Genomic DNA, 12,888 nt, shown 5'->3' with positions numbered 1-12,888 from the left:
GTGGCAGATGCATTGCTTCAGTTGGCGCAGGCCTTGTCTGCCTCACAGGCGACGAGCATCGCCGCATCATTGGAAATCGACGGGCGGCTGGACCGAGCAGCATCATTTTTGCCGGGCTCCTCGCATGCCGCGGTTGAGCTGCTTACCAAGGCGCTCTCGTTGCTGGGTGAACCAACACTGTTGGCATCGGTGCTACGCGGATATGCATCCGCTGCCAATCGGGGGCCGGCTCCGCCTCGGGCTGTCTGGAGTGGTCCGAGCTTCCCCGGCGACGGCGACCACACCACGGCAGCTGTTGCCCATCTGGTCGACGAAGCTAAGGAAGACGTCCTAGCCTCAACTTATTCCGCGTCGACTACCTCACCATTCGTCGAGGCCCTTTGGCGGGCAATTGCCAGAGGCGTGTCCGTCACGCTCGTGCTTGAAGGGTCAAGGATGGAAGAAACCGCCGCAAAGCTCCAAGCCAAGCTCGAAGGCGCCCGCTTCCTCAAATATGTTCCACCAGCGGGGCAGTACGGAGTTCAACATTCAAAGGTCGTCATAGTGGATTCTTCTCTGGCGATCGTGACGAGCGCTAACTTCAGCGATGCAGCCGCTCACCGAAACCTCGAAGCAGGTGTTCTAATCCGTGATCCCCTTTTTGCATCCAGACTCAGACAGCGCTTCACCTCGCTGCACAAGTCCGGGTCGCTAGATCATCTTTCGTCGAATCCAGCAAAGGTTTGACCGAGCCCACCACCGCCATGACCTCCCTCATCTCCCGGTTGGACGCGTCCACCAGGAGAACTCGAAGATGCGCGAGCTGTGAAGCTCTTCGGCACGCCCGAAGACCAGGACGATCTCGGCAAGGGGCAACTCAGACGCGGTCGGCGGCAGTCTTTTCGCTGAAGATCGGTGCTGCCTCCTCACCTACTCATACATTCGGTAGAACGGCTTCCTCGGCCGGTAATTCTGACGCTGAGCGAGTTTTGGGTGCCGCTGCAAACGAAAGCGCATCTAAGTTGCAGGATTTTTTCAGGTCTCCCTCCAGTCGGTAGAGGCCCGTCCCTTTGGGCGATCCAAATCCGTAGAGTCGGTAAAGGTGATAAAGCTCCGGAGAGGCTCTTGAGGCACGGACTTCGCCCCGGGTGACGAAGAAAGGAACGTCTATCGCATACTTGGTGGTCTTGACCTCGATCCATTTTTCTCGGCCGGTCGGGTCAAAGGAAAGCACGTCATATCCGAGGCCATCCCCTTTCGTTTGCGCAACATGCTCAACGCGGTCGGCCAACTTCCTTCGACCAATACTGTGAAGAAAGGACTGCTCGCGCTTTACGACAGCCAGTTCACCCGCCAGACCAAGTGCTCGGTTGGCGGCTTCTAAGGCAAGATAGTCTCGTTTGAAAGTCCGTGCCATTGCCCGACAATGCAAAAGATCCGTGATTACTTCGGGCGGAGCCACCGTCTCCCGCAGAATATCAACGGGTCCGATAGGAGCACTCTCCGTAAGCACGGTTTCGAGAATTTCATCGATCGATTTGCGGCGAGTTAGCTCTCCAAGTACGGACTCCACCAAGCTCCGCTGATAGTTAGCGCGCGGAGATAGACCTCGGAGGTGTGGGTATCCAAGCCCAACAAGCACCGCACTAATGTTGCTCATTTTTTGCTCAATTGATTTTACGTTCCTTGACGTCAGACGCGCTGACAGCTCTCGATAAATTGCGGCTTTGACAAGGTGTCGCCCCTGAAGATCCATGAACCACATGTCAAAGTATTTGGCGACAGTCGCACTAACTTCGGCGTCAGTCCACGGTTTTCCCGTCTCACCCATAATCATTGAGCCAGGATATAGCACGTGACGCTACTCCCGGCCGGTAGAATATCCAGTTTGCGCATAGTCGGCTGTTGTATACGGCGAAGTGCTCACCTAAACGTCACAGCGAGCATTGGGGGCAGCAGCCAACCAGGCTCAAGGCAGAAATTACACGACTCTGGGGGGCATACGAAGCACGACCGGGGGCAGTGTTTTATGTGGCGTCACACGTACAGTCAGGCACGAGCTCATTCGGCAAGGCACGACGCCCAAGGTCGCGGTGCATCAGCGCCAACAGTACGGATAGCATGGCCATTACCAGTTTTGACGTTTCCATTCGATCTCCGCCAGGAAGGCAACCAATGTCGTTCGACAGCCCCATCCGCGATCTTGAAACGCTCTTGAAGGACATCGACGCCGGAAAGATCCAGCTTCCGGACTTTCAGCGCCCTTGGAAGTGGGACGTCGACCGCATCAGGAGCCTGCTGGCAAGCATCGCCAAGGGGTTTCCTGTTGGCGTAGTCATGACGCTTGAGACAGGGTCAGATGAGGTTAATTTCGCCGTGCGGCCACTGTCCGGCGCCAGGACTTCGAACGCCACTCCGCATTTCCTCCTCCTGGATGGCCAGCAGCGGCTAACTTCCCTCTACCAATCACTTTTGGGCCAGGAGCCTGTTGATTCCTGTGATCCTCGCGGCAAGGTCATGAGGGGGTACTTTTACATTCGAATCGACGCATCTCTCGATCCTGATTTAGACATGGAAGACGATGCCATTTTCTTTGTGAAAGAGGACCGCGTGGTCCGAGCCAACTTCGACCGCGACGTAGTTGCAGACTTCTCCGACATGGAGAAGGAGATAGCAGCAGGGGTATTTCCTCTTAATAAAATATTCGACACGAGCTACACGCGGAAATACAGTCGGCAGTTCCACAATAGCCATCCGGACTCCGACAACATGCTTGATGATTTTTTTGACGGCCCCCTCAAGCAACTTTCCGAATACAAGGTTCCTGTCATCGAGCTATCGAACACGACCAAGCGAGAAGCGGTCTGCACGGTCTTCGAAAAGGTCAACACAGGTGGCGTCGCTCTTAACGTATTCGAACTTCTGACTGCTACTTTCGCTGCCGGAAGCGCGGACTTCCGCCTCAATGACGACTGGACGGCGCGTAAGAAAAAGATTGTGTCGCTTCGGCCAGTACTATCTGGCCTAGAGAACACGGACTTCCTCCAGGCAATTAGCCTGCTGGCCAGCAGAAAACGACGCCTCGATTACTCGGGCGAATCAGAGAAGGTTCCCGGAATCACTTGCAAACGCAAAGATATTCTCAAGCTGTCGCTTGATGATTACTTGGAGTGGGCCGACAGGCTGACGGATGCATTCATTTGGGCAGGCCAGTTTATCAACAACCAGTTCATCTTTCGGCACCAGGATCTCCCCTACCGAACGCAGCTGGTCCCGCTGGCGGCTATACGGGTTGCGTTGGGGACCGACGCAGACCTGCAAGGCGTCGCGCGCCTCATTACACGCTGGTACTGGAGTGGAGTCCTGGGTGAGCTTTACGGCGGAGCCGTCGAAACACGATTCGCACGAGACCTCGAAGAAGTAGAGGCCTGGGTTCGGGGTGGCAATGAGCCAGGTACAGTGGCTGGCGCCTCCTTCAACCCGGACCGGCTCCTCACTCTCCGAACGCGCAACTCCGCCGCATACAAGGGCATCTATGCTTTGACCATGCGGGGGGACGTCAAGGACTGGATTTACAACCGAACCATCAATCAAGGCTCCTACCAAGATTTCGCCATAGACATCCATCACATATTCCCGCAAAAATGGTGTGCTACGGCTGGCATTGACAATGCATTAGTTCAGAGCATTGTAAACAAGACGCCAATATCAAGCTCCACCAATAGATTCATTTCAGCCAAAGCTCCCAGTCGTTACGTCGCCGAACTGGCTGCTCGCGCCCAGATCACCGCAGAAGAAATTCACGCGTCCATCGCGGCCCATCAAATCGAAGTTCCGCATCTTCTCACCGATGACTTTCACACGTTCTTCGAAGACAGAAGGCATCGACTGCTTAATCTGATTGCATCAGCCATGGGTAAGCCCGTACTGACTTCGGATCTTTACGGGCATGATGATTTCGAGCTTTTTGTTGAAGCCGAACTAATCGAGTCTGGGGCCGAATAGCCGCAGGGGCTTCATCATAACCAAACCGCGGGCCCGTTCCGGCTTCGGCTGCGCGGCAGTCTTTCAGGTGTAAGAAACTCAACGCTACTCCTTCCTAACGCTACGCCTCTTTCCTATGGAAGGGTTGAGCCAAATACTTCTCCCACCATTGCCGTCAGCCGGCGGGAATGCGCCTTGTAACGATGCATCATGTTTGTGGTTCCACTGGCCTGCAGAACATCTCCATTCGGCATCAACGTCGCCGTCGTCTTACCATCACGAACCAGCTGCCAGATAGACCCATCTGCCAATTCATCGACTGCTACAAAATCCCACTGGGCTATTTTCCCCACGGCAAGCCCTAGGATATGCGCCATCGCTCGGTAAACAACTGTCCGGACCGTGGTCGGGGCGCTCTTGTCCCTAACCGGGATGCCCAGCTTCTTTTCAAGATCAGCAAGTAGCGCCCGCTTGTTGTCGGAAATGTAGATTTCTACTGCATCCGCCGCTTTGATGCCTTCTGTCCAGATACCACCGTCTCGCGATATGAGACTGATGGGGCCGGTCGTATTCAAGAGACGCAGCCCATCTCCGAAGACGGGCTCCCAGTAATTGTGCAACACGTAACCAGGCTGACGGCGACACAGTTCACTCGCGAGCCAGAAGACTGCCGCGTTCTTGTAGCCCTTCACTGAGGGCGCGTGTAGGGCCTCGGCTGCACTGTTTGACTTTCTCGCGTGAATCTTAGTTGGCTCTTTCTGCCCCAGAAGGTGAGCCTCATGAGAGCCTGAAAACCACAACCTCGTGACAGGAGACCGACGAAACGTTCCCAGCGTTCCCACGGGCGGCGCCACGATGGTTACCTCTAGGTGCGGATTCTTGAACTCGCTCGAAAATCTGCCTTTTGCGGTCTCAAGTTGGGATCTCCAACCAGCCATTCCGTCCAACTCCAACACGACCTTCGTTGTCGATCCCTGGCCGACTGTGGAATAGAGACGCATATCTCCGAGAGCAACGAACTCAGGACAAAACATCTGCCACTTTAGGTGCTCCTGAATGTGCAGCTCCCCGCAGCGATCGTACTTCTCAGCGTTCTCTGATTTCTCAGATAGGGAACTGATCCTCAGGCCAGATGTCGCGTAATGGAGTTCGCAATTTCCAGTCGAATGTGGAATCCAGTCCCCTTGCGCGTGACTGAAGTACATCAGCGCATCGGTTCCCCAGACACGCCTCAGCATGCGCAGCTCGGGGGTTCCGTCGGGCATGCACAGGAGTATCCATCTAGCTATTTCCAAGAGCGGGATCAGACCAGCCCACGTAACCGAGTGCTAGATGCGGAAGCGGCGTCCAGTATGCAATTGCCGCATCATGCCTGTCCCGCAGCGTCCCTTCAGACATGAGGCAGGTCAAGTCCCACCCCTGAAGTGTCTGCACCATCGGGCCGATGCCAAGGGACCACGGTGGGTAATCCCCGAGCAAGTTCGGGTCGTGAGGACTGTGGTTTTCCTCCACTTGGCTCGACCGTGCCCGTCCCGCCGAGGACTTCTGGATGGAATTCAGTGCGTCGGCAAAATCATTGATCTCTTTCCAAGCTTTCAAGAGCAATCCGTTATAGAGAGGGTCCATTTGTTAGCGGCCATGAAAAACTGCCCGTAGGCGGCCACGAAAGTGCCCACAGCGGGCACATCAACTGGCCGTCCGTGGGCAGAAACTAATGGCCATTGACACCGCTACGGACCGGCTCCCTGGAGGACGCCGCGGCAGCGAAAACCGAACTCGAAAACTGGTCAAGGGGCGGCTGCACTCCCGGAGGCGAACAGGCTCTACCGCACCGCCCACCGGTAGTGGAAAGAAATCGAGGTGCTGGTCATTACTGGCGCCACGCCCGGCAAGGTCGAGGCGAATAACACTGCCATCAAAAACATCAAGCGCACCGCCCGCGGCTATCGCAACCCAGCCAACGCCCATCGGTCAGCCGTAAGCATCGTAAGAGTGGAGTGCCGCCCCGTAAGCTAGCCCTCAAGATTTGACACATTGCTATGCGCAAACGACGGTGCATCTGAACGTAGACAAAGAAGTCGCCCATGCGGGGAACCTGATGTTCAGGCCACTTATCACATTTAAGGAGTGATTCGCTCACCGCGGGATGCTCGACCCGACTTATAGCGCCTCTCTATCGTACTGAGCCACGCCAGTTCATCACCCGTCCTAAGGCGGGTATGTGCATTCAAAACCCCGTTGTAATGCTTCGAAAAATCCCGCTCAAAAGCCGTGCGAGTCACGAGTGCATCGAAATGCAGTTTCCACAGATGGTCTAGCAGATTCGCCAGAACTACAACGCGGTACAAACTCATGCGCCTCATAGAACTTGTCCTGTCAAGGTTAATCCCATCCGCCTTCCTGGTAAGCGCCGTGGACCATTCGCCATGAGCCAGCGAATTGCGTAGGTCAATAAGTGAACGCATGTGAGTCCGTGTTGTGCGGCGGATGGTGAAATATTGCTGCTGTTCGGCAAGTCCTAGTATGCCCGGAACGTCGACCCACGTGCAGTCTCCCCCGTGAACAGACCTGTGGCGCTCGGCAAGAGCAGTTCGCAGTAGTCGATCCCACTTGTCCGCGGTACCCTTGGCATTGCGGATGGTCTGCTTTTCTGAAGCACTCAGTCTCGAATTGGGATGAAGTATGAGCCAGTTGAGCCGTGTCTCATATTCAGCCGCCAGTAGCAGAGCGGCGACCTTTTCACTGATTGAGACTTCAACCGGTCTGTGATTCTTGACCTGAAACTTCGCCTGATGCAGGACCTGGACGTAAGCTCGTCGACCCAACCGCAAGTTGCGGTCAATGCTCTCGAAAAGAGTCATCAGCTAATCCTCTCGTACCGGCGCAAGACACGGGACGTCCGTATCCTCCGCCGGTACGAGAGTCGAACTCGATAACTCAACAGTCAAGCGACCCGGGTCCTGCTTTGCACATGCAGACCCGACTCTCCTGAAGTATGTTTCCCATTACACCAACCGGCAACGCGCTCTAGGCGTTAGATATTAAGTATCATTTATCAATTCCAACCACAAATTAGACGCCCTGAGCACAATGTCGTCGAAGACTCGGCTGCCAAATTCAAGTGGGGCGTCGGAGTCCTTCCCAGGAGTGCCGACACGGATTTGGCTACAGAGAGAAGAACGTGCATGGCAGGGGCTGTTCCTGACCGGGCCACGACAAGTAGCAGGGGCCTACCCCGCTTTCTATTGCGCTGCCGAGGCCGCAACGGCAAGCTTAATGGCCGGCAATGCCGCCGCGGTTGAACGTCTCTGCCATGTAGCCGGCATGCTGTACGGCAATGCATGTGGTCAGTGCTGGTGACTTTGTCGTGAGTTCGTCGATCACCATGGTGGCGCGGGCGTCGTTTCCCATGTATACGGCGCCTAGCTGGTTTGCGTCGTAATTGCCGCGTTTCCATTCCAACTGATGCGAAGATGTACCAATTGGGCACCAAGTGTCAGGACGTTAGGAAATCAGATGAAGGTCGAGAAGTGAGCGAGAGGCCTCGGTATGGACGGGGGGATTCGGTCCCCCACACTGCACGCCAGCAAGACCTTGAAAGGTATAAGGATCGATTTGCATCGTCCACGCAGCATGGTCGCGAGCTCTTGGCCTATCTGCACAGATCTGATTGTGGCGTATGGCGATGCGAGCGTGACCCGATCGACCCCCGCCGTTGGTGGCTCAACATCACCCTCCCGTTGCATTTAGCAGACATGTTTGATGCCCATTTGGAGATACAACTTGTTTACGTCGAATACGACGAGGTTGAGCCGCGCCTTCTCGAACTGATTCAACGCAAGCTAGTAGCAAATGCGCGCGTGGACAACGGACTGTTCATGGTCGCGAGCCTTGATCCTAACGTCGAGCGACTCCTTCGCCGACGGCGAGGAGAATTCGCTGCAGTCGACCTACCGCTGGGCGACCTTGGGAGCTCGGCCCCCGACGTCCGTCAACGAATGGCGACTGTTTTGACGTCTGTCGATCACTACGATATGACTACTCCAGTTCATGATCCCGGAGGATTTTTCGGTCGAACCCAGGAACTCCAACAAATCGTCTCTGCCATTGAACACGGGCAATCAGTCGGTGTGTTTGGGCTACGCAAGACTGGAAAAACATCGCTCCTCAACTACATCGCAGGCCGAAGGGGTGATGCAGGTCGGCCCACTGTGTGGGTCGATATTAGTGGGCTAGCGGACGCCGATGACTTTCGGATTCGGGTGTTAGAGAAGACGTGGGAACGACTAATAGATTTGAACGGGGAGGGTGATCTCCCACGACTCCGGACTCTCAATAAAAACGGAGAGCTGAAGGTCTCTTTAGAGTTGATGCGCGTCCACTGGCTGCGGGACCTGGAGTTGCTGTCGAAGAGTTTGAAAATGCGGCTGGAGATCTTCATCGACGAAATCGATCAACTCCACCCTGACCGCTCCTTTCTGGGTCCTGCAGCTCATGACTTGCTCATCGCGCTTACTCAGCTCCGAGGAATGATTCAGAGCCCTGGGAGGGACGAAGGGATGGTGCTGATCTGTGCGGGTGTAGATCCCGCCCTTTTTGAGCGCCCACTGCTGAGCACAGGGGCAGACAACCTGCTCTACAAGCTCGTCAGACTGATGTTTTTGGCCCCGTTGACTCGCGAAGAGATGCAGGAGATGGTGAGGGACCTAGGTCGCCGTATGGGTGTTAGGGTTCGCGACTATAAGGTCCTTGATTTCCTCTACGAGGAATATGGTGGTCATGCGCTGCTGACACGAAAAGCATGTTCGCTCGCATGCAAGCAGAGGGCACCTAACGAGATCCCGTGGCATATGTCACTGACGTCGGTCCAATCCGCCGCAGGGGAAAAGAGCCAAGGAGCTCCGTTTCAACAGGCCTCCCAAATCCTCGATTCCTTTGGCGAATGGTTTCCGGAAGAAGCAGGGCTCCTGCGTGAGCTCTGGTCCGGGAACCCCGACGAGCGAGAGCTCGGACGGATGCTCTACGAAGAAGAACCACGGCGGATCGAGCATGCGGGGCCCTATGGATTAGTCATCACCAACACCACGGCTCCTCGCATCCGGGCCATTGAGCGAGCGGTTCGTGGCGCCGATACCTAAATGGCTCCCCAGCGAGCAGCGATGGATCGAGGACATTACAGACCGCGTCCTCAACGGAGAGATTCTCCTCCTAGGGTCGCTGCCCAGATGGGGAGTTACCAGCGTATGTGCCACTGTCATAGCCCAGCTTGGTTCGAGCGCCGTTTCAATAGCCGGTCGATTAATCAGCGAGCCCACCCAGCGGACAACGCGGGACGCGATTGACAACCAGGTGACCACGAAAGTTGATGAGGATGGCTACGCACAACTGATTTTTGATGACTACGGTCACGCAATTCGTCGCTCGCAAGGAGGAGCTCTACACTCGATGCTGTATCGGCTCCTTGTTGATAGCAGTGCAGCTCGCGATACGGGGGCACTACTGGTTGCCCGCGCGGGGGACATGCTTGACCTCAACTTCGCCGGGAGCCCGCTTCTAAGTCGGGCGGAAATGATTCCGCTGCCGTTGCTCACGGCTGATGACGCGAACGTTCTGAGCCTAAATCTGAGCGAGCTGCGCGGATTGGCAGGCGAATCAACGTGGCTGGCACGCCGGTTCCTGGGTCGCACCGTCCGTGAAGGCAGGATGGGTGCTGTCGGACACCTCAATGCGGATAGTCGACGGATAATCGACGCCCTCCCGTCCGACGCCGTCGAGGTCCTAGCCGGCGCAAGGAACTTTGACAAGGTGAGTCCGGTGGGCCAAGAAGCCCTTCTCTGCCTTGGCACGGTTGGAAGCGACGCTATGTACCGACCCGCCGGTCTCGTTACCGAGTCGAGGCTGCTCGCGGATATTGAACTTCAAAGTCCTGGCTGGCCACCCCAGCAGGCAGCTTCTGTACAGCAGTTCTCGGACTTCTTGGCAGGCGCCAATGATGCCATCTGGGTGGATCGATATGCGCTGAGTCGCCCACACGCAACCCGCCAGTTCCTCGACGCACTGCGCCGGCGGACTTCGACCCGACTTCGTATCTTGGTCAGTGACGATAGAGACCGACCATCCTTCGCGCAGGAGATCGTTACCCATCTCGACAAAGTTGCAAGTGTCGAGGTTCGCTTCATGCACCGAACCGACCGTCACCGCCTTCATGACCGTCATTTAGTACTGCCGGCCATGAATTGTGGCTACGTCCTGCCAACAGCCGGAGTGATTCTAAGCCAGGACGACCCCGGTTCGGCGGTATCTGTCAAGATGCCTACCCTGGCAATTAACTATTCTGACTTTTGGAACCGGGCCACCCCCGTATACCCTCCCCCGACTGGGTCACGCCCCACAGCCTGAATGCCCTCGGTTCACATGTGTCTGACCGCGGACAGGGCTTCAGCGAAATCCATACATCCGACTTGATTGCTTTACGGGCACAAGACGGCCGACGTCCAGTGCCGCCCGTTCATGTAGCGCAGGTCCACCAGTACGGTTCCCAGGACCTGCCCAGCAAGTCGGGTCCTTGTGCTCGTCTTATGGGCCATTGAGTATTGAAGCCATGGCGGATGAAGAACCCTGGTATGTACAGTTGCGCAGCCAGTGGAAGCCCGAGCGTGTAAAACTACTGATGATCGCAGAGAGCGCGCCAGCCGACGTCGGAAACACCTCGGTCCGCAAGTGCTTCTACAACGCCGATAGACTTGGTCCCGACAACCTGTTCCGTGGGGTGGTTGCAGCCATGTACGGGGCTTCCAAGGATGACTTGAGGCGATCAGGGAAGGGTCCGTGGCTACGCCGTCTTCGGGACGACGGCTTCTTTCTAATCGATTTAGCCCCGTTTCCTGTGAACTCCCTGACCCCTTCCGAGAGGCGTCGAGTTCTGCACGAGGCCGTGCCTGCGTGCATAACCAACGCAGGGAAGCTTCAGCCATTGGGAATTGTGATTGTGAAAGCAGACCTCTACAGTCTCCTTGCCGCTCCCCTGACCGCTGCCGGTCTTCCTATCCTTCACGACGATCCGATCGTCTTTCCACTCGGCAACACCCGCGCCGAGTTTGTTGCCGGATTCAACTTGGCCCGTTCCCGACTGCCTGTCTAGGAGCGGTCAGCAGTTCCTCGGCGCCCCGGCATTCCGGTAGCTTATGCGAAGGGCGGGTCCGGCCATCAGATGCCCATCGCATGCCGCGAGCCCACGATAAGGTTCGCAGTCCTCTCCCCGGATAGGTCGACTAGCACGGGCTTCTTTCAGCGCTCAGATACTTCATCAGCGGTCACACACTCGGGATGGATGACCACATCCTTGACATCTACGCTATCCCGGCTGGTGCGCTGCGGCAGCACATGAGGATCGCACCGTTGCTCAAGGAGGGAAGCCTCATCGAGCACGACTAGGTGTAGCACCTGACCAGCCGGCATGTCCGGCAGGTCACGGAGCCGCCGCTTGCCGGTGAACCTCGACGGTGAAACCCGTCTGAATGTTCAACTGAGACAGTGTCTGAGAGGGCCTGCCGCCCGGTGAATATATCGGGTAACTTGGCGAAGGACCCAGGCATAGGCGCCGTCCATGCACCACCACGATTTAGGTCGATACCTATCTGTCCGGCCTCGCTGTAGGGCTCGCGCGGCAGTGTCTGCCTGCCGAAGTAGCCCTGCCCGGCTTCTCGGCGCGCCGAATGCTGGCACTTACTGGCGCCGCCCGAACAACGCCTCGGCTGCATGCGGGGGTGAGTCGGTTCCGACGGCTGGTAGCGAGTAAGCGCCCAACCATCGTCCGCACCTACCCCTCGCAGGCCACGCCGTCGCCGTCCCCGTCCAGGCCGGACCGGTAGCCGGCGGACCCGGCGTACAGCGGCGCGGCTCCGGCGACCACAGCCTCCGCGCAGTTGGCGTAGTAGACGGCAGCCGGGACGGCCGCCTCCCCTGCCGAGGGGCTGGCTGGCCGGGGCAGCCGGCGAGGATCCCGGATCGCATCGTGTTCGGCCTGCGTCACCCACAAGCCGTACCGCGCCTTCACGGAGACCTGCCGGGCGACGTATTCGCACCGAAAGCCCTTGTTCGGCGGGAGCCAGGTGGCGGCGTCGCCGTCGCCCTTCTGCTGGTCGGTCGGGCCATCGGTCGCCTGCAGGTTCAGCGGATCGTTGGCGAACGCCGTGCGCACCTCCGTGCTCAGCAGCTGGGCGCCCTTCTGCCACGCGTCGCTGAGCGCCACGACATGGTCGATCTGCACGGTGCTGCTGCTGGTGGTGCCTCGGACGAAGCTGATGGTGGTGTCCGTGTATAGGTCCGGGAGGATGCCGGTCTTGACCGTGCAGGGGACGCTGCTGGTGTAGGTCACGTCGGTCAGGTCCCGGCCCAGGATGTCGTTGCGGGTGTCGCAGCCGTTCTGGTCCACGTCCGCCCATGCGGGTCCGAACAGAGCCCGCTCATATCCCGTCTTGGGCGCCCGGCCCTTGACCGGAAGGGTGGCCAGCAGGTCGGCCGCCTCCACGGCGGCGGGCTCGGCGGCCGCCGTCGTGGTGCCGTCCAGCGTCGCCGCACCGGCCGCCGGCACCCCGGCGGAAAAGATAGCCAAGACACCAGCAAGAACGACGGCGGCCGCCCGGCGTTTCGCGGGCAGCCAGGCCCGGAAGCCGGAAAAGGACCTGTCGTTCGGCATGCGGTTCCCCCACTGTGTGCGCGGCAATTTCCGGCGTAAAGCTTCAAGGCCGCTTTACGCCGGGAACGAGCTTAGGGGACGGGGGCAGCCTGAACTGCCGGTTTTGGCCAGGCAGGAGCAAAACTGCCGGACTCCTGCGCCGATCCTGCGCCTGGCAGAAGGAACCGCATCTTGCCGAAAACTCGGCGACCAATGTCCCGTGCCTGTTCGGCGGAATGGCGCGGGTC

At 57.7% G+C, this 12,888-nt stretch carries 11 protein-coding genes; 5 read left to right on the top strand and 6 right to left on the bottom strand.

What is annotated here, in order from left to right; all coding sequences use genetic code 11:
• A complete protein-coding gene (gene drmC, locus ACFRAH_RS03100) occupies window positions 1-726 on the top strand; it encodes a DISARM system phospholipase D-like protein DrmC (RefSeq protein WP_377989449.1) in 726 nt (241 codons plus the stop codon).
• Window positions 727-913: 187 nt separating this feature from the next.
• Here drmC and ACFRAH_RS03095 read toward each other — a convergent pair whose 3' ends face one another.
• Window positions 914-1,816: a DUF3883 domain-containing protein gene (locus ACFRAH_RS03095; RefSeq protein ID WP_377989448.1), complete on the bottom strand. Its 903-nt coding sequence runs from the start codon at window positions 1,814-1,816 to the stop codon at window positions 914-916.
• A gap of 338 nt (window positions 1,817-2,154) precedes the next feature.
• Here ACFRAH_RS03095 and ACFRAH_RS03090 point away from each other — a divergent pair, with 338 nt between their 5' ends.
• On the top strand, window positions 2,155-3,984 hold the full coding sequence (locus ACFRAH_RS03090; protein ID WP_377989447.1) for a DUF262 domain-containing protein: 1,830 nt from the start codon (window positions 2,155-2,157) through the stop codon (window positions 3,982-3,984).
• 113 nt (window positions 3,985-4,097) lie between these two features.
• On the opposite strand, the gene ACFRAH_RS03085 is transcribed toward ACFRAH_RS03090, so the two are convergent.
• Window positions 4,098-5,228 carry a hypothetical protein gene (locus tag ACFRAH_RS03085; RefSeq protein WP_377989446.1) on the bottom strand — a complete coding sequence of 377 codons (1,131 nt, stop codon included), beginning with the start codon at window positions 5,226-5,228 and terminating at the stop codon, window positions 4,098-4,100.
• A gap of 595 nt (window positions 5,229-5,823) precedes the next feature.
• Here ACFRAH_RS03085 and ACFRAH_RS03080 point away from each other — a divergent pair.
• Complete coding sequence (locus tag ACFRAH_RS03080; protein WP_377989445.1) at window positions 5,824-5,979, top strand: transposase; 156 nt, start codon at window positions 5,824-5,826, stop codon at window positions 5,977-5,979.
• Between the two features lie 104 nt (window positions 5,980-6,083).
• Here ACFRAH_RS03080 and ACFRAH_RS03075 read toward each other — a convergent pair whose 3' ends face one another.
• Window positions 6,084-6,824 (bottom strand): hypothetical protein, encoded by a 741-nt coding sequence (locus ACFRAH_RS03075; protein WP_377989444.1) that lies wholly within the window; start codon window positions 6,822-6,824, stop codon window positions 6,084-6,086.
• Window positions 6,825-7,236: 412 nt separating this feature from the next.
• Entirely contained in the window at window positions 7,237-7,374 is a 138-nt protein-coding gene (locus ACFRAH_RS03070) for a hypothetical protein (RefSeq protein WP_377989443.1), read from the bottom strand.
• Between the two features lie 344 nt (window positions 7,375-7,718).
• On the opposite strand from ACFRAH_RS03070, the gene ACFRAH_RS03065 reads away from it, so the two are divergent.
• On the top strand, window positions 7,719-9,101 hold the full coding sequence (locus tag ACFRAH_RS03065; RefSeq protein WP_377989442.1) for a hypothetical protein: 1,383 nt from the start codon (window positions 7,719-7,721) through the stop codon (window positions 9,099-9,101).
• 640 nt (window positions 9,102-9,741) lie between these two features.
• On the opposite strand, the gene ACFRAH_RS03060 is transcribed toward ACFRAH_RS03065, so the two are convergent.
• Window positions 9,742-10,179, bottom strand: coding sequence for a hypothetical protein (locus ACFRAH_RS03060; RefSeq protein WP_377989441.1), 438 nt, complete (start codon window positions 10,177-10,179; stop codon window positions 9,742-9,744).
• A gap of 370 nt (window positions 10,180-10,549) precedes the next feature.
• Between ACFRAH_RS03060 and ACFRAH_RS03055 the strand changes: the two genes are divergently transcribed.
• Window positions 10,550-11,104 (top strand): hypothetical protein, encoded by a 555-nt coding sequence (locus tag ACFRAH_RS03055; RefSeq protein WP_377989440.1) that lies wholly within the window; start codon window positions 10,550-10,552, stop codon window positions 11,102-11,104.
• 678 nt (window positions 11,105-11,782) lie between these two features.
• Here the strand turns inward: ACFRAH_RS03055 and ACFRAH_RS03050 are convergent.
• Window positions 11,783-12,661 carry a DUF1524 domain-containing protein gene (locus tag ACFRAH_RS03050; protein ID WP_377989439.1) on the bottom strand — a complete coding sequence of 293 codons (879 nt, stop codon included), beginning with the start codon at window positions 12,659-12,661 and terminating at the stop codon, window positions 11,783-11,785.
• Between the last annotated feature and the right edge of the window lie 227 nt (window positions 12,662-12,888).

The organism is Arthrobacter sp. NPDC056727 (genome assembly GCF_042790555.1).
In the GTDB taxonomy this organism is placed as follows: Bacteria; Actinomycetota; Actinomycetes; order Actinomycetales; family Micrococcaceae; genus Arthrobacter.
This window is presented reverse-complemented; position numbering and strand designations above follow the sequence as displayed.